14 protein-coding genes are annotated in these 17,228 nt (G+C 51.0%); 2 read left to right on the forward strand and 12 right to left on the reverse strand.

The genetic code is table 11. The features are described from left to right. Positions 1-51: 51 nt before the first annotated feature. The 6 genes from DFR47_RS09500 to DFR47_RS09525 are packed head-to-tail and all read right to left on the reverse strand — an operon-like array spanning position 52 to position 6,834. Positions 52-1,452, reverse strand: coding sequence for a M20 family metallopeptidase (locus DFR47_RS09500; protein ID WP_113944174.1), 1,401 nt, complete (start codon positions 1,450-1,452; stop codon positions 52-54). Beyond that, a complete protein-coding gene (locus tag DFR47_RS09505) occupies positions 1,439-3,022 on the reverse strand; it encodes a gamma-glutamyltransferase family protein (RefSeq protein WP_113944175.1) in 1,584 nt (527 codons plus the stop codon). Before DFR47_RS09505 ends, DFR47_RS09500 begins: the two co-directional genes overlap by 14 nt. 18 nt (positions 3,023-3,040) lie before the next feature. Beyond that, positions 3,041-4,015 carry an ABC transporter ATP-binding protein gene (locus tag DFR47_RS09510; RefSeq protein ID WP_113944176.1) on the reverse strand — a complete coding sequence of 325 codons (975 nt, stop codon included), beginning with the start codon at positions 4,013-4,015 and terminating at the stop codon, positions 3,041-3,043. Beyond that, positions 4,012-5,010: an ABC transporter ATP-binding protein gene (locus tag DFR47_RS09515; protein ID WP_113944177.1), complete on the reverse strand. Its 999-nt coding sequence runs from the start codon at positions 5,008-5,010 to the stop codon at positions 4,012-4,014. Before DFR47_RS09515 ends, DFR47_RS09510 begins: the two co-directional genes overlap by 4 nt. A 10-nt stretch (positions 5,011-5,020) precedes the next feature. Then, entirely contained in the window at positions 5,021-5,920 is a 900-nt protein-coding gene (locus DFR47_RS09520; RefSeq protein ID WP_022709576.1) for an ABC transporter permease, read from the reverse strand. Continuing rightward, positions 5,917-6,834: an ABC transporter permease gene (locus tag DFR47_RS09525; protein WP_113944178.1), complete on the reverse strand. Its 918-nt coding sequence runs from the start codon at positions 6,832-6,834 to the stop codon at positions 5,917-5,919. Before DFR47_RS09525 ends, DFR47_RS09520 begins: the two co-directional genes overlap by 4 nt. A gap of 397 nt (positions 6,835-7,231) precedes the next feature. Between DFR47_RS09525 and DFR47_RS09530 the strand changes: the two genes are divergently transcribed. Then, the gene (locus DFR47_RS09530; protein WP_113944179.1) at positions 7,232-8,011 is read left to right on the forward strand and encodes an IclR family transcriptional regulator; all 780 of its coding nucleotides are present in this window, start codon (positions 7,232-7,234) and stop codon (positions 8,009-8,011) included. A gap of 222 nt (positions 8,012-8,233) precedes the next feature. On the opposite strand, the gene nrdF is transcribed toward DFR47_RS09530, so the two are convergent. Together nrdF and nrdI are read right to left on the reverse strand one after the other, a co-directional pair. Next, on the reverse strand, positions 8,234-9,208 hold the full coding sequence (nrdF, locus tag DFR47_RS09535; RefSeq protein WP_113944180.1) for a class 1b ribonucleoside-diphosphate reductase subunit beta: 975 nt from the start codon (positions 9,206-9,208) through the stop codon (positions 8,234-8,236). Between the two features lie 46 nt (positions 9,209-9,254). Beyond that, positions 9,255-9,656, reverse strand: coding sequence for a class Ib ribonucleoside-diphosphate reductase assembly flavoprotein NrdI (gene nrdI, locus DFR47_RS09540; RefSeq protein ID WP_113944181.1), 402 nt, complete (start codon positions 9,654-9,656; stop codon positions 9,255-9,257). A gap of 952 nt (positions 9,657-10,608) precedes the next feature. On the opposite strand from nrdI, the gene DFR47_RS09545 reads away from it, so the two are divergent. Beyond that, positions 10,609-11,274 (forward strand): O-methyltransferase, encoded by a 666-nt coding sequence (locus DFR47_RS09545; protein WP_113944182.1) that lies wholly within the window; start codon positions 10,609-10,611, stop codon positions 11,272-11,274. 546 nt (positions 11,275-11,820) lie between these two features. Here DFR47_RS09545 and DFR47_RS09550 read toward each other — a convergent pair. The 4 genes from DFR47_RS09550 to DFR47_RS09565 form a co-directional block, all read right to left on the reverse strand. Next, positions 11,821-12,747, reverse strand: a complete 927-nt coding sequence (locus DFR47_RS09550; RefSeq protein ID WP_210207290.1) for a DMT family transporter — start codon at positions 12,745-12,747, stop codon at positions 11,821-11,823. 620 nt (positions 12,748-13,367) lie between these two features. Then, positions 13,368-14,888: a thymidine phosphorylase family protein gene (locus tag DFR47_RS09555; RefSeq protein WP_113944183.1), complete on the reverse strand. Its 1,521-nt coding sequence runs from the start codon at positions 14,886-14,888 to the stop codon at positions 13,368-13,370. After that, complete coding sequence (locus tag DFR47_RS09560; RefSeq protein WP_113944184.1) at positions 14,885-16,243, reverse strand: MBL fold metallo-hydrolase RNA specificity domain-containing protein; 1,359 nt, start codon at positions 16,241-16,243, stop codon at positions 14,885-14,887. Before DFR47_RS09560 ends, DFR47_RS09555 begins: the two co-directional genes overlap by 4 nt. A 1-nt stretch (position 16,244) precedes the next feature. Then, a complete protein-coding gene (locus DFR47_RS09565; protein ID WP_113944185.1) occupies positions 16,245-17,156 on the reverse strand; it encodes a ribose-phosphate pyrophosphokinase in 912 nt (303 codons plus the stop codon). Between the last annotated feature and the right edge of the window lie 72 nt (positions 17,157-17,228).

Here is a 17,228-nt window from a genome sequence, read left to right on the forward strand (position 1 = left end):
TGTCGCTCCACTTCGACGCAAGGTTAAAAAAGGTCAGGCAGTTTTTTGTTGTTATCGGGTTGAAGGCTGCGGGCTTTTGCCCTCAGCAATATCGGCAAATATCCCTGCCATGCAGCGCAAGGCATCACGGCAAGTGCTTTTCAGAACATGTTCATCAGGTGCATGCTGTGAACAGGCGCGGTAGGAATGTGGCACCCAGACAGTTGGCAGGCCAAGCGTCTCCGAGAAACACTCATTGGGTAGTGAACCGCCGAGATTAGGCAGAATATGCGGCGGATTACCGGAAGTATCTGTCAGCGATTGTGCGACAAAACGTGCCCACGGATGGTCCGGATCAAGGCGGGTCGCGGTAAAATCATCATCCTCGCGTTGGGCGATCCGGACATCCGCATAACCGTGCTGATCGAGATGACGGCGCAGTGCCGGTATAATGTCGTCCGCATCTGTGCCGACAACATAACGCAGCTGGCAGGTTGCCCGTGCCTTGCCGGAGATGGCATTGACCGGTGCCTCAGGCACGCCGGATGTCATGGCGAGAATGGCAAAACTGTTCCAGCCATAGACCCGCTCGGCGGGTGTTAAACCGGCTTCGCCCCAGTCTTTATCAACGCTCGGGCCGGTTTCCATATCTACCGGCAAATCACGAAGTGCCACGCGGATATTATCGGTCAGACTGGTTGGGCGCCATTCCGGAATACGGATCTGGCCGCGTTCATCGGTGATTGTCGCAAGCGCCTGCACGAGCCGCATCGCCGGATCGGCAAGCAAGCCGCCCCAGTTGCCGGAATGATGCGCGCCATCGCGTTTTTCAACAATCAGATCAACTGTCACGGCGCCGCGTGCGCCCATGAAAACAGTCGCCCTGTCCGGTTGCAGTCGCGGGCCGTCGGAGGCAATCAGCACATCGGCAGCGAGTTCCTGTTTGTGTGATGCGCAGAACGTCTGCAAACCCGGTGAGCCATTTTCCTCGGCCATTTCCAGCAGAATAGTGGCATTAAAGCCGAGTTTGCCATGCACGGCAATCAGGGCTTCAAGAGCAGCGATATTGATCAGATGTTGTACTTTATTATCGGCTGTGCCGCGCCCGTACCAACGATCACCTTCTTCTGTTAAAACGAAGGGTGACAGGCCTTCACGCCATTGTTCGGTCTGCGCATGAATGACATCGCCATGGCCATAGATCAGCACTGTCGGCAGAGCAGCGTTTTCTATGCGGCGGGCGATCATCAGGGGGTCGCCTTCCGCCACCGGATTATCGTAAATTTTGATCTCAAATCCTGCAGCCTGCAAACGCGGCGTAATAGCCGTGTTCAGATAATCTGCCAGTACAGGTTTTCTCTCCGGTACCTGACTTTCTGTCGGATAGCTCACCAAAGCGGCCAGTTCGGATTTCATCGTGCCGCTGTCGAAATAGGTTTCGATCCGGCTAATAACAGTTTCACGTAAAGTCATGGCTGTCCTCCTCGGTCACCGCATCACCCCATGGCGACATAATCTCGGTGCAGCCGGAATTCAGCTCACCTTCACGCATCACGCCGGCCGGGCAGGCAAAGGCAAAAGGCCAAACGGTGCGGCGGGTAGTGACGGTGCGCGCGACTTTATTCAGTTCCGCAATTGTATTCGCTGGCAGGCTGTCATCAGCGATAATGACATCGGCGGCAGACATATCGAGACGCGGCTGATGGAAAGCACCTTCAATATCCATGCCGGAATCGACGATGAAAGAGGAAAGCTGGGCAACGGCCGAGACAATCTTACGCCCGCCCGATGCGCCAATGGCGAAGCGGCGTTCGCCTTGTTCACCAAGGGCAGGGCAGACATTCATCAGACACTGGCGTCCCGGTTGCAGGGAGTTTGGTTTGCCCTGCACAGGGTCGAACCACATAATGCCGTTATTGAGCAAAAAGCCGGTGGAGGGCGAGACAACTTTGGAGCCGAACAATGACAGCAAAGTCTGTGTCATGGAGACCATATTTCCGTGGCGATCTACGACGGAAAAATGGGTTGTGCAGCCCGGTGCTTTTGGTACTTCGCCGTCATCCCCCATATTTTCTAATCGCTGCTGATAGGCATGGCGCAGGGCTTTGGCGTAGCCGGTATAAGCATGAGCGTCCGGCTGGCCTTTGCCGATTTCCGGCAGGGCATCAAAGGCTTGTCTCATGGTCGGGCCGGCGGTCAGATGTGGTGTGACATAAAATGTCGCATCGCCGCGCTTAAAGCTCAGCGGATCGGCAATGGTTGCACGGTAATCACGCAGATCCTGCATGGATAATGAGCCGCCTTTTGCGCGGACATCTTTGACCAGTGCTTGTGCCAGATCACCTTCATAGAATGTGCGATAGCCCTGTTCTGCCAGTTCGGTCAGGGAGGGTGCGTAGCCGGACATATCAACGCGCTTGTCGGACAGGCTTGTCCAGCCATTGATCATCGGCCATTGGCCGTCTTCCAGAAACAGCGCTGCGGCATCCGGATCTTTGGCGAGTTCGCGGGTTGCCCCTGCGATAACAAGCGCTGCATACCAGTCAACTGGCAGGCCTTCTTTTGCGAGTTTAATCGCCGGAGCCAGCAGTTCCGCCCAGGGCATGGTGCCCCAGCGTGCATGTGCCTGACCGATACCGTCGACTACACCCGGTACTGCAACGGCAGTTGCCCCCATGATGTTGCGGTCATCGACCACGGCTTCCCACGGGAAAAGATCAGAGTTTTTACCGGCGCCGGAGAGCGGATAATCGGCAGGATTCAGCTCCACAGGTGCACGCATGGCATAGGTCAGGGCATGGGCTTTACCGGAAGCTGCATCCCAAACCATCATCGCACCGCCACCGGCAGGGCCGGACATCCAAGGCTCAAGCACACCGATAGCGAAAGAAACAGCCGTTGCGGCATCCATCGCATTGCCGCCTGCTGCAAGCACTGCCGCGCCAATTTGTGCTGCACGGCTGTTTTGTGCGGCTACGACACCGCCTTTGGTGCGGATGACATTCTTGCGAGTAACTTGCGTACGGGAAAGACTGGTTTGCATTTCAGTTCCTTAATCAGTTCAGGCAGGCAATGCAGTGGCATTGGTATAAAGGTGGCAGGCGACACAGCCGCTGCCGCTTTCCTGCAAGACAGGGCGGGACTGATCGCAGGGGGTAAAGCGGTCAGGGCAGCGCGGATGAAAGGCGCAACCTGCAGGTGGATTGATCGGATTGGGATATTCTGTGCCGAGCTGTGTGTCCGGCACGCCGAGTTCCGGTTCGGGTGTCAGTACTGAATCCAGCAGAGCGCGTGAATAAGGGTGGCGGGCATTGCGGAAAATGTCTTCAGTTTCGCGCTCTTCAACAATGCGCCCGAGATACATCACCGCAACGCGTGTCGCGAGATATTCAACAACTGCCAGATTGTGGCTGATGAACAGATAGGTCAGACCGAGCTCACGCTGCAGATCGCCCAACAAATTAAGGATTTGGCTCTGCACCGAAACATCGAGTGCCGATGTTGGTTCATCGCAGATAACAATTTCCGGCTTCATAATCAGCGCACGGGCAATAGCGACACGCTGGCGCTGGCCGCCTGACATCTGGTTCGGATAGGCGTTGAGCATACGCGAAGGCAGCCCGACGACATCCATAATTTCCTTCACTTTCTTTTCGCGCGATGCCTGATCGCCGACACTATGCACCACGAGCGGCGCCATAATGATCTGGCGGATAGTTTTGCGCGGATTGAGTGAGGAATAGGGATCCTGAAAGATCGGCTGAATACGGCGCGACAATTCAAAACGGTTTTGCTTGGTGATATCTTCGCCGTTAATTTCGACGCGTCCACTGGTCGGCTTTTCCAGCCCGAGCAGGATTTTGGCAAGCGTTGATTTTCCGCAACCGGATTCACCGACAAGGCCAAGAACCGAGCCACGCTCTACCGTCAACGAGACATCACTAACCGCTGCCAGTGGCTTTTTGCCGGAGAAAAAGCCCTGTCGTACCTGATAGATTTTGGAGACATTATGGAGTTGTAAAACTGGCTGGCTCATAGCAAAGCCTCCGCAGGCTGACGCATGCCGTTTGCATGGACGCACTGTAATGTATGATGAGCGGAGAGATCACGCTGCGGGATAGTTCCGGTGCAGGCTTCAATCGCCTCAGGGCAGCGGTCGCGGAAGATGCAGCCGGTATGACGTCCGACCAGATTTGGCACAATACCCGGAATTGTGCCCAGCCGTTCTCTGCGTTTAATGCGCCCCGGTATTGGAATGCAGTCCAGAAGCCCACGCGTATAAGGATGCGCAGGATTGCGGAAGATTTCTCTGACAGAACCGGCCTCAACCAGTTCACCGGCATACATCACCGCTACCTTGTCAGCGATACGCGCAACAACACCGAGATCATGGGTGATCAGGATCATCGCCATGCCCATTTTCTGCTGCAGATCTTTGAGAAGACGCAAGATCTGTGCCTGAATGGTTACGTCCAGAGCGGTTGTCGGTTCATCGGCGATCAGCAATTCCGGCTCACACATCAGCGCCATTGCAATCATGATACGCTGACGCAAACCACCGGAAAGCTGATGCGGATATTGGTTGAGACGGCTTTCTGCGGCGGTAATCCCAACCATACGCAGAAGATCTGCGGCGCGTTTCAGTGCTTCAGCTTTGCTGACAGATTTATGCAGACGCAATGCTTCCGCCAACTGGCTGCCGATCGTATAGGCAGGGTTCAGGCTGGTCATCGGCTCCTGAAAAATCATCGCCATACGGTTACCGCGCAGCGCACGCATTTCCCGTGCCGTGGCTTTTTGCAGGTCAATGCCGTCAAAGCTCATCTCGGTCGCGTTACGCTGAATGCCCGGTGACAAAAGCCCCATCACTGCAAGCGAGGTCAGCGATTTGCCGGAGCCGCTTTCACCGACAATACAGAGTGTCTCACCCGGTTTAACCTCGAGGTTGATATTGCGCACAGCATGAAGAGTACCTGCGGCGGTGGGGATGTCCAGTGTAAGGCCCTGAACTTTAAGAATAGGAGCAGTCATTGGTTTCCCCTCAGTTTCGTCCGCCCGGCGCGGTAATATCGCGCAGGCCGTCGCCCATGAGATTGATTGCCAGCACCAGCACAAACAGCGCAACACCGGGGATCATCACAAGCCATGGCTCGAACAGCATCATGTCTTTGCCCTCGGAGATCATCAGACCCCAGCTGGCTGTCGGCGGCTGCACACCAAGACCTAAGAAGGACAGAGCAGCTTCCAGCAAAATGGCATGCGCCATTTCCAACGTGGCAACGACAATCAGGTTGTTCATCAGATTAGGCAGGATTTCGGAGATCAGAATGCGCGGTGTGGATGTGCCGATGGCATAGGAGGCAGCAACATATTCCCGCCGTGCGATCTGCAATGTTGAGGCGCGCATGACCACGGCATAGCGATCCCACAGTAACAGGCCGAGAACGGTGGCAACAACAGTCAGCGATCCGCCAAACAAGGCAACAACAGCCAGTGCGACCAGAACCACAGGCATTGCGAGACGCACATTAATCAGGAATGTCACAACCGCATCCACACGGCCGCCGAAATAACCGGCCGCAACGCCCATCGCCGTGCCGATAATGCCGGAGATCAGAGCTGCCGACAGGCCGATAAATAATGAGACGCGTGCACCGTGCAGCAGACGAGCGAGATAATCGCGCCCAAGCTGGTCAGTTCCCAGAACGTGATCGGATTTACCGCCTAAGAATTCCGGCGGCACCATCCGGTTCAGCAGATCCTGCGTATAGGGATCATATTTGAGGAGCATCGGAGCAAAGATTGCAACCAGTGCAATCACTGCCACGATGATCGTGCCGATCATGAAGCCGCTATGACCGAAAATACGGCGGCGCAAAATCGCAGACGGAGATGGTTCCAGAATTTGTTCGGCGGTCGGTATGGAAGAAAAAGTGGTCATGAGGTCCTCATGCGGGGATCAAGCCAGGCATTCATGATGTCGGCGAGCAGTGTGAAGACGATATAAAACATGGAGAAAAGCAGGATTAGCGCCTGAACGGTCGGCAAATCGTTGCGGGTGATCGACTCCCATGCGAGCAGTCCGGCACCCGGCAAAGCGAAGACAGATTCAACCACAATCGAACCACCGAGCATGAAACCCATCTGCACGGCAGACAGCGAAACGACAGGGATAATCGCATTGCGCAACGCATGGGTGAAGAGCACCCGCCATTCCGATGAGCCTTTGGCACGGGCGGTGCGGATATAATCAGATGAGAGAACTTCCAGCATACCGGCGCGGGTGAGGCGCATAATTGCAGGCATGGCATAATAGCCGAGCACAATGGTTGGCAGGATAAAATGCTGCCATGTCTTGGCACCGGAAGCAGGCAGCCAGCCAAGATCAATGGAGAAAACCGAGATCAGCACAAGGGCAAACCAGAAGCTTGGCATTGCCTGTCCGGCGACAGAGATAAACAGCGCCAGCTTGTCGGTCAGTGAGTTCGGGCGTTTGGCGGCAAGTACACCAAGCGGCACAGCAACAAGCAGAGCAAATACAATGGCGGTCAGACCGAGGTGCATAGTGACACCAAGCCGGCTGGAAATGAGGTCTGCAACCGGAAGTTTAAAATAATAACTCTGTCCGAAGTTGAAATGCGCTGCATTCCACAGCCAGTCCGCATATTGGACAAGCATCGGGCGGTCAAAACCGTAGAATTCGCGGATTGTCTGAATGTCCTGCGCACTGGCACCTTCACCCGCGATGGCAGTCGCAGGGTCGCCGCTCAGGTAAAGCAGACAGAAACTGATAAAAGACACGGTCAGCGCAACCAGTAAGGCAAGGCCGAGCCGCTTGAGGATGAAACCAAGCAAGTTTTGCTCCGTCAAAATCGTTTTAGGATATGAAGGTTATGACTGAGATTGGTGATGCTGAGTGCATCAGTCGCTCATTGATGAAGGACACCTGATATTTCCGGATATCTAAAGAAAGCCGCCTCTAATGGCGCTTCCATTGCCACCTACTGCACACAAAACGGGATGGTGCAGTCTAGTCCAGTCCGGAACTATTTCTCAGCCATTCAATATCAAAGCCGGGTTGTCAGATATTTGCCTGTGGCAAATTTGATGTACTGAAATTCTCAGCAGAGATTTTTTGATTTTTCATTGATTTTCCCCATTGTATCGTATTGCAATACTTGTGATCGCATGTTAATATCGAAACATAAATCTCCCTTCTGCGTCAAGAGTTTTTTGCAATTGGAGCGTTTCATTGAGTGAAAGTGATAGAAATCCTTTAATTATCAGCTCGTTAGTAAAGGCGATAACCCTGTTGAAAGCCTTTGATGAAGGCAATGCGGTGTTGGGGATTTCTGATCTCGTGCGCATTACGGGTATGGAAAAGAGCAGCGTGCAACGCATATTGGCAACGCTATATTCCGAAGGCATGCTCAATCGTGACAATCACAGCAGACGCTATCGCTTGTCCAACCAGTGGTTGCACATGGCTTATGCGCATTATATTGCCGAGCCACTGACCTCACAGGTCATGCCGCGCTTGTTTGCGTTGCAGCAGCAGACCGGACAGTCCTTCAATCTGGCAGAGATATGCGGAACATCGATTATTTATTCGGTGCGATTGCCCGTGCAGCGCACGAATTTTGAGGGCACTTTGGTGGGGAGAACCCATCCTGCGCTGAATACCTCCGGTGGTCGTGCTATTGTCTCAACATGGGATGCTGCTGCAAGAGAAGAGGCGGCACAAAACTGGCCGCTGACAGAATATACGCCACGTACCACTGTGGATCGCACGGAGATTGCGGAACTGGTTGAGCAGGCACGTCAGGACGGCTATGCCTTGTCCGTGCAGGAAGTTTTGCTCAATGAAATCGGCATCGCAGCGCCGGTAAAATCAGCCACCGGCAAAGCCCGAGCGGCCATTCATTGCTCTGTTTCTATGGCCGACTGGTCATTGGAGCGGGTACGTAAAGAAATAGCTCCAATATTGGTGGACGCTGCACGTACTTTTTTTGATCCGGGAGAGGAAGATTAGACCATCTTCCGCTGAGTTATAAGTAGGTAACGTGCGAATTCTTATTAAAGACACACGAGTATTGCGCTATACAGTGTGAGTGAAGGTTAAATATTTAAACATTTCCCTTGAATATATTAATTTATATTGGTGAAATAATTACATCGTTGGTTTGATCGAAGTTTGGCAGAGGCATCACAATAGAGGATGGTGCCTCTGTTTTATGGATTGAGCGTTTACAGATCAGAAGTCCCAGTCACTATCTTCGGTCACGACTGCCTTACCAATGACATAGCTTGATCCTGATCCCGAGAAGAAATCGTGGTTTTCATCTGCATTTGGTGAAAGCGAAGATAAAATGATCGGATTGACATCGGTAACTGAGCTTGGGAATAGCGGCTCATAGCCAAGGTTCATCAGGGCTTTATTGGCATTATAATGCAGAAATTTTTTCACATCCTCAGTGAGTGGCGTGCCTGCATACAGCTCTTCAGTAAAACGACATTCCACATCATATAATTCCTGAAGCAGTGCATAGGCGAAATCCTTCAACTCACGTTGGCGCTCTGTGCTCTCATCCTCAAGGCAAACCTGATATTTATAACCGATATAGTATCCGTGTACGGCCTCATCGCGAATGATCAGTCGAATGAGATCAGCTGTGTTGGTTAGTTTTGCTCTGCTGGACCAATACATCGGCAGATAAAACCCCGAATAGAAAAGAAAGCTTTCCAGATAAACGCTGGCTATCTTTTTCTTCATAGGGTCATCGGATTCATATTCATGAATGATGAGCGCTGCTTTTCGGTGTAAATGTTCGTTCTCTTCACTCCACAAATATGCATCATCCACATCCTGAGTTGAGCAAAGCGTGGAGAAGATAGAGGAGTAGGAGCGGGCATGTACGGCTTCCATGAAGCAGATGTTTGAAAGCACAGCTTCTTCATGCGGTGTGCGTGCATCTGGCACCAAGCAGAGCGCGCCTATCGTGTTTTGGATCGTGTCGAGTAGTGTAAGCGTTGTGAAAACTCTGATGGTTAAAGTTTTTTCAGCCGCGGTTAATGTACCCCATGTTGATATGTCGTTTGACAGCGGCACCTTTTCAGGCGGCCAAAAATTACCGGTTAACCGGTTCCAAACTTCCAGATCTTTTTCGTCTTCAATACTGTTCCAGTTGATTGCTTTAAGGGTATCGGGAAGCTGCATTTCGTATTTCATTTTATGCTCTGGATGTTTTGTTTCTTGTGAAGAGTGGTAGGGGGCGTCAGTTGACAGACCACAGCTGCCTTAAGCCGTTTTTGACATTCGCTACGTCGTCATCCGTACCGGCCAGCTCAAAGCGGTATAAGAACGGGACATTGCATTTTTCGGCAATAATGCTGCCAGCCAAACAGTAGGTGGCTCCGAAATTACGATTGCCGCCGGCTATGACGCCCCGGATCAGTTTTCTGTTGGTGGGGGTATTCAGGAACTGGATAACCGGTTTTGGAACGGCACCTTTGCCGTCACCGCCGGCATATGTTGCAGCTATCAAAATATAGGGTTGATCCACTTGCAGAGGCTCACTCTTTTTGCTGCACGGTATTCGCAGAGCCGGAAGGCCAAGCTTGGTTATGAATTTGTGCGTGTTGAGTGTCCCGCTTGAGAAGTACACAAGGAGGCTCATGAATTGATCCGTTCATTATTTGATTAGGCGTCTGTGTTTTCTCGAAAGGAAGAACTATACGACCCTTGAAAAAAAAACGCGCGAGAATACGGTCTCATGTCCGGTGAGGACATAAGTTGACGGTTGCAGCAGATGGTTAGCAGGGGAGTTGAGTAACGACGAGAATTCGTCGTAGCGTTTATGCGCTATACGTTAAATTGGCCGGACGGTTTTTGAGATTGAGCACTCAGCCGCACGGAATGTATTTTCGAGAGTGATGATGATCATTGGTGTGGAGGTGCTGGCACGGCGGGATCCTCATCTGTGTTACTTGACTGGTGACAGGGGTGCTTTTGCAGTTTACGCCTGCATCATGTGTTCATAATTCGTGTTCCACAATAGGAAGACTTTCCTGATCAGATCGCTCTTTTCAAGTTGGTGAAAATCAATATGTGGTGATTGATTGTCAAATCAGTGATTTGATGCACTATATATAGTTGTCATATTTGATTCAGGTCAATAGCTGTAGTTCACGAAAATGTTTTTTTGACAGGTGGCTAAGTCAGGATGCCCCGCATAACCGCTGAGGAGGTCCGTTACAGGCTCAGGCTTTTGCGCTTGTGTTAAAGGGGGTGGTAATGCTATGTACAAATTGTCGCACTTTAAGCGATCGTAAGCGTTAACGTTACTCAACGCGCACGCCTGAGACCAATCTGTTGGCTCTCTGGGAGTGCGCTGATGTATTGTATGACGCTTACCAAAAAAACTTGCCTGATGGTTGATATTCAACCGGCTAAATGGCCTGAAGAATCCGGTAGTTTTTACGATAATACTCCAGCGTATTTTACAGAGCCGCCAACCACAGCGATCATAAAATAAATAATGCCCATCCGTATGTATGTGAGGGCAGTGTATTTAATGATATTTGCTGTGCTGAGCAGTCTTGGGTTCCATTCGTTTTAAGGAGCCTGCAATGACACATTTTACTTCCCCCGAAATATCCTCTCTGCTTAAGCAGCTTTTTGCTGATGCCGATGAAGCAGAAGTATTATATGACCAGCAAATAGCGGGTAGCACATTTGAAGCCGGCAAAATCAACCGTGCTGACTATAGGGGTTTTTATACTTTGCTCAAAGATCAGCCCCTAGCTGTATCTCGTGAAACCGGTGTTCTTCTTTATATGCTCGCTCGTGCTGTCGGTGCACGCACCATCGTCGAATTCGGAACATCTTTCGGTATATCCACGATCCATCTCGCATCAGCACTCCGTGATAACGGTGGAGGTCTCCTGATCGGTAGCGAATTTGAATCTTCAAAGGTTAAACGGGCGCGTCAAAACATTGATGCGGCAGGATTGTCCGATTTGGTTGAAATACGGGAAGGTGATGCGCTGGAAACCTTTGCGCGTGATTTGCCGGAGCAGATTGATTTCGTTTTGATGGATGGCGCTAAAAATCTCTACCCGTCAATCTTGACACTTTTAGAAGGGCATATACGGGCGGGCGCGCTGATTATTGCGGATAATGCAGACGCAAGTCCGGAATATATCGAGCGGGTAAGATCCGTCGAAAATGGTTACCTCTCTGTGCCGTTTTCTGCAGATGTGGAGCTGTCATTTTATTTAAAGGCAGCATTCTGAACAGCGCCTAGGTCTGACAAGACCTGGGCGGACTGCTTGAAAATTCTCCGTAGTAACAACCGATCATTGATATGCGGATACGGTTAAACCGTGTCCGCAGCGTGTAATGGTGTGAGTTATGATTAGGGTGGGCTGTGAAGTGGCATCTAAAGTCCGGCTCTGGTTCAGAGCTGTCGTTTCAGCACGAAAAATGTTGCGCAAAAGCAATCGGTCGGGTGATTTGTCCAGTCATCTGCTACGCGATATTGGCAGGTTAGAATATGATCAGAAGTATAAGCAAACATCAGTACATAAAGCGGAGAGAGGATCCTGAGTACACAATTTTTTGGATGGGCTGGTAGGTGTGCAGGCTGAAACTTTTAAGCATTGATTATAAAAAAACGGTCATGGGTACGGGCAAAATATCAAGCGATGGATATGCCTCACAGCCCGACATACCGAATGGCTGTCTGTTGTGAACGATGCGAGAGCTACACTCTGCAGATATATGGATAAACAGGTTCCGTACGGCAGGTGATGCGGTATAAGCGGGGAAAATCCCCGTTGTTATTTTCGTGTCCAGTTAATAGCACATATGCCTGCAATAACGGCAATTCCGCCTGCAAATATGGACGATGTTATTGTTTCACTAAATAGTAACCAGCCAAAGAAAACGCCGGTAATCGGGTTAAGAGCAATAAATGCCCCTGATCTCATGGCGCCAACACGGCGAATAGCCTCATAATATAGTATGTAAGCCAGAGCTGATCCAAATGCGCCGAGATAGATGAGGCTGATCCATTGTGCTGCTCCGAGCTGTTCGATGCTTGCCGGAATGGTTGCAACAGGCTGGCTGAATAAGGCGCTTACAACCAGCATGGCTGTCCCGAGCCAGATTGAATAGGTAACGGTCGCGAACGGACCAAGGATACGGGAAAGATTCGGCGAGAAAACGCTGTAGATTACCCAGGATGCCACGCAACCGAGAATAAGAATATCGCCTTTGCTGACAGCAAGTGACGATGAAAGTTCGCCACGGGACATGATAACTGTGCCGGCGCCGAAAAGACTAAGAAAAATCCCGAGAATTTTTTGTTTGGAGAGTTGTTCACCCAGAAAAATACTGGCAGCAATTGCGATCATCGCCGGATTAATGGCGATAATCAGCGAAGCCCGTGATGCCTCTGTGGACTGTAATCCGAGAAAGAAGAATATATTATATGTGAATATGCCGAAAAAACCCAAAAATGCCAGTGATGCCCATTGTTTGTAATTTGGCAAAGGCAAACGGGTGCCGGTAATGAGCAGATAAATGGCAAGCGTGATACTGGCCAGTAAAAACCTGAGTGCCGCAATAAGAGGCGGCGGCATTTCGCCAGCCAAAAAGCGCCCTGCTACAAAAGTTCCTCCCCAGATAACCGATACCAGCACCAGCATTGCATAGGTACGCGGGAGGGAAAAAGAGGAACAGGCTTCGGGGGACGGATTACGCATTACAGGCTCCGGAAATATTCCGACCCAGTATACTTATGACGTTTTGCAATCAAATCAGTAAGAGTACTTCGATCGGTACACGAAGTGCTTTTGATATCGCAGTCTGCGTATAATATCAAAGCAAATACACGATTAGTGTATGAGCAATCTGGCCGTGGCCAGCGTGACAGAAAATCAATATATTTTATCGTATAAATTGGCGTACTTCAAAGCAAGAACCAGCAGGTGCTTGACTTTGTCGACAGAAATAAAACTGGTATTGACTGCCCTATTTAAAAATAAGGCCGGTTTGGGTTGTAGAAGTAACCGGTGTTCAAGGTCTTGTTTTCATGGCAATAGTGCTAAATGTTGTCCATTGCGAATGAAGATTTCATCGCAGGAAAAAACAATCAGTGAAGAATAGCAGGCATTTGAATTGCAGGAAGGCTCAGGTTGTTTTTGTCGTCATGACGCCGGCTGCAGCTTTGCCGGTACTCTTACCCATGAAGCGATTGATATTTGAATGATATTATTATTGTTTGTAACATTCCCATAGCTGTCACTATACAATAATAGGGATGCAGAATACATACCGGCCGATACCTGTTACCGCTCCGGCCGGTATTGTCTTTGCTGCGGCACTACACAGTTAGCTGAAGGTCAACCAGAGTTTCGGCCTCATTGGCAAACTCTACAGCATAGGTCAGTTCACCTGGTGCAGCTGCATAGATCGTGAATAAGGACTGTCCTTTGCGCACATGATCGCCAAGCCGCACTTCCATCCGTATACCGGCACCGGTTGAGCGCGGTGCACCGGCAAGTTTGGCCACGCGTGCAAGATTGCGGTTATCAATATTATGCACGATACCGTCAGCAGGAGCTGTCACTGTGTAAAAGTGCGGCGCAATCTCAGGAATTTTCAAACCGCCCTGAGCAATGCAAATATCGCGGAATTTTGCCCAAGCGCGGCCATCAGCGATTGTTGCTAAGGCAAGAGCAGTGCCCTGACCTTTTTCTGCAGCACCACCGATTTCGAGTGCTGCCCCTGCGAGTACGGCAGCACGTTCCCGCAAATCCTGCGGCGCTCCGTCTTCATTACGTAACACGGCCAGCACATCCAATGCTTCAAGTGCAGGGCCAATGCCGTTCCCAACCGGCTGACTGCCATCAGTATAAAGACAGGCGACGGTCAGGCCGAACTCTTTGCCGACAGTGGTGAGCAGCTTAGCCAGTTTATCAGCCGCCTCAATACTTCTGATCTTAGCTGTGGGACCAACAGGAATATCAATCACCACATGGGTGGAACCGGCTGCAACTTTTTTCGACAGGACAGAAGCGACAAGTTGCCCCTCCGTATCAATATCAAGATCGCGTTCTATACGAATGAACACGTCATCTGCAGGGCTGAGCTGGACAGCTCCGCCCCATGCCATGCAGCCGCCTTGCTCTTTGACAACCTGTTTGAGCTTGCCCAGTTCCAGATTAACAGGGGTCATCGTTTCCATTGTATCTGCTGTGCCAGCAGGGGAAGTGATGGCGCGTGAAGATGTCTTGGGCATAGTCAGCCCGTGAGCTGTGACAATTGCCACCACGAGTGGTGTTGTACGATTACCGGGCAGGCCGCCGACACAATGTTTGTCGAGAACAATATCCTTGTTCCAGTTTAAACGCTCACCTGCACCGATCATGGCCTTGGTGAGATAGATCGTTTCTTGTGTATCAAGCGGCGGTGTTGCGCTGGCGGTGAGAAATGCGGCCAGATGCACATCTGTATAACGACGTGCCACCACGTCATCAATAATAGCGCTGAGCCCGTTATAGTCGAAACGGTTGCCGTAAATCCGGCTGCGAATATGGGAGAGCGATGTTAATGCAGGCGGGTGGGTTACTTCCACCGGATCACCTTCCTCAACGCCGAGCAAATCCCATGCCGTTTGCGATAAGCCGATCGTATCCAGAGCGAGCAGATCACTGTCGATCTGTAAGAGCTCGGCATAAACAGACCGGTCACCGGCATAGACCTGTACATGCGAACGCGAGGACAGCCCCGCTGAATGACAGGCCGGACAATCGGTACGCATGATAACAACCGCCTGATCATGGGTAAAAAGCCCTAATCGTTTGGCTTTCAGCGGCGGGTGATCACAGATAACGCTGCTCATAGTTTAAATTCCTGATCCTGCCGGGGTACGATACTATCCCAGCCCAACTCGCGGCCAATCCGGATGCGCAGCCCTTCAGATGCATCTGGCTCACCATGAACGATGAATGTTTTTCTTGGCGGATGTTTAAAGCCGGAGAGCCAGCGGATCAGTTCATTCGCATCCGCATGACCGGAAAGCGTATCAATATGCGCAACCTCGGCATTAACCGGCACCCACATGCCATGAATTTTGAGCTCTTTCGCACCTTCACGCAATGCACGTCCGCGTGTTCCTGCCGCCTGAAAACCTGCCAGCAGGATGGTATTTTTCATATCCGGTGCGTAATTCTTAAGGTGATGGAGAATACGACCGCCTGTCGCCATACCGGAAGCGGAGATAACCACTTTCGGATAAGGATTGTTGTTGATCGCTTTGGAATCCTCGACCTCCTCCGTGTAGCGCGCGATTTTATAAGCTTCGCGGGCATCATCCGGTGAAAGTTTATGATCCTGCATATGACGGCTCATCAATGTTGTTGCATCAATGGCCATCGGACTGTCGAGAAAGATCGGCACTGAACCTAAGCGTCCTGCCTGTTTCAGTTTCCAAAAATAATAAAGCAGCTCCTGCGCACGACCGACAGCAAAAGACGGGATCACTAATGTACCGCCACGCTTGATCGTTTTCTCTGTTATTGCGCCCAGAGCTTCGGCCGGATCGGTATGATCGTGCAGCCTGTTACCATAAGTGGATTCAACAACCACATAATCGGCTTCTTTGACTGAAACCGGATCCGGCATCAGCGGATGATTATAGCGGCCAATATCACCGGAAAATACGATACGTTTTCCGCCCCAGTCTATTTGCACATTGGCGGCGCCGAGAATGTGACCGGCATGACGAAAACGAAAGCGCAAATCGTCAAGAATAGTAATGGTCTGGTCAAAGTCAGCGGTTGAAAAATGTCCCAGCGCAATTTCAGCATCACGTGCCGTATAAAGCGCTAATGCCGGTGCATGTTTTGTCAGTTTGTGCCGGTTGAGAAAATCGGCATCTTTTTCCTGCAAATGGCCGCTGTCTTTCAGGATCAGTTCGGCAACATCACGGGTTGCCGCAGTTGAATAGATTTTGCCGCGAAAGCCCTCTTTGACAAGACGGGGCAGATAACCGCTGTGATCCAGATGAGCATGGGTCAGAATAACAGCATCAATATCACGGGCAGGAATACTGAGACTTTCCCAGTTTAATTCACGCAGGTTTTTCAGCCCCTGAAACAAACCGCAGTCAATCAGTACATTATGCCTGCCATTTGAGAGCAGATGCTTGGAGCCTGTTACCGTTCCGGCAGCGCCTAAGGATTTTAATGTCAGCATATTACGCTCTTTCCTTTTCAGCAGCATTGATGGCTTCGGCCAGCAACTCTGCCACCGAGATATTGTTACTGGTATGCGGAACGCAGTCAGTGGAAACGACTTTTTCCGCAATGGCACTCAGTCTTTCATAGGCATCATCAGCAAAGAGACCATGCACGACAACGCAGACAGGTTTAGCCAGACCTTGCTGTGCCAGTTGCTTGGCTGCTTCCACCATTGTGCGGCCGGATGAAGCAATGTCATCCACCAAAACCGGTGTTCTGCCCTGCCATTGTGAAAGATCGCCCATGTGAATTTCCACATTGCGGTCGCCGTAACGGGTTTTACGCAGCACGGTAAATGGTGCACCTGACAGCGCGCCAATCTGGCTCACCCACTGCTCACTTTCCTCATCGGGACCGATCAGCAGTGGCTTTTCGATGTTGTGGCTGATCCATTTTGCCAGAACCGGTGCTGAAGCCAGACTGGTGGCCGGAATGGTATAAATCTCTGACAGGGCATGGTAGCGATGCAGATGCGGGTCAATGGTCAGCAAACTGTCAAAGGATGACGAGACAAGACGCGCGAATGTACGCGAGGTGATCGCTTCACCGGCATTGAAACGCTTATCCTGCCGCATATAGGCCAGATAAGGTGTTACCAGATTGACAGAACGGGCTTTAAATTCGCGTGCTGCATCCGCCGCAAAAATCACCGGCAGGAAGTTCTCATTGGGATGTGCCAGTGTGCAGATGAGGTCCACATCGCGGCCTTCCACATCATCGAGAAACCGCAGATAACTCTCACCGTCCGGAAAATTGCGGGTTTCCAGCGATCCAAGCTGATAATCACCTGTGGCAGCAATAGCGCGAGCCAGATCTTCATTGCCGGGCAGAGGAATGGTTAGACGTTTCTCAGCAGAATGCAAAGCCATATTAACATATCCGTTCACTGTTCATCAGAATACAAACTGAAAGACCGGAGCGGCATGTACCGCTCCGGTAAA

It is taken from the genome of Pseudochrobactrum asaccharolyticum, from assembly GCF_003314995.1.
In the GTDB taxonomy this organism is placed as follows: domain Bacteria; phylum Pseudomonadota; class Alphaproteobacteria; order Rhizobiales; family Rhizobiaceae; genus Pseudochrobactrum; species Pseudochrobactrum asaccharolyticum.

Excerpts from the sequence above, each read along its gene's own strand:
- DFR47_RS09500 (WP_113944174.1), bottom strand. The coding sequence starts at position 1,452 with ATGACTTTACGTGAAACTGTTATTAGCCGGATCGAAACCTATTTCGAC.
- DFR47_RS09520 (WP_022709576.1), bottom strand. The coding sequence starts at position 5,920 with ATGACCACTTTTTCTTCCATACCGACCGCCGAACAAATTCTGGAACCA.
- DFR47_RS09560 (WP_113944184.1), bottom strand. The coding sequence starts at position 16,243 with ATGCTGACATTAAAATCCTTAGGCGCTGCCGGAACGGTAACAGGCTCC.
- DFR47_RS09510 (WP_113944176.1), bottom strand. The coding sequence starts at position 4,015 with ATGAGCCAGCCAGTTTTACAACTCCATAATGTCTCCAAAATCTATCAG.
- DFR47_RS09555 (WP_113944183.1), bottom strand. The coding sequence starts at position 14,888 with ATGAGCAGCGTTATCTGTGATCACCCGCCGCTGAAAGCCAAACGATTA.
- DFR47_RS09505 (WP_113944175.1), bottom strand. The coding sequence starts at position 3,022 with ATGCAAACCAGTCTTTCCCGTACGCAAGTTACTCGCAAGAATGTCATC.
- DFR47_RS09565 (WP_113944185.1), bottom strand. The coding sequence starts at position 17,156 with ATGGCTTTGCATTCTGCTGAGAAACGTCTAACCATTCCTCTGCCCGGC.
- DFR47_RS09545 (WP_113944182.1), top strand. The coding sequence starts at position 10,609 with ATGACACATTTTACTTCCCCCGAAATATCCTCTCTGCTTAAGCAGCTT.
- nrdI (WP_113944181.1), bottom strand. The coding sequence starts at position 9,656 with ATGAGCCTCCTTGTGTACTTCTCAAGCGGGACACTCAACACGCACAAA.
- DFR47_RS09515 (WP_113944177.1), bottom strand. The coding sequence starts at position 5,010 with ATGACTGCTCCTATTCTTAAAGTTCAGGGCCTTACACTGGACATCCCC.
- DFR47_RS09550 (WP_210207290.1), bottom strand. The coding sequence starts at position 12,747 with ATGCGTAATCCGTCCCCCGAAGCCTGTTCCTCTTTTTCCCTCCCGCGT.
- nrdF (WP_113944180.1), bottom strand. The coding sequence starts at position 9,208 with ATGAAATACGAAATGCAGCTTCCCGATACCCTTAAAGCAATCAACTGG.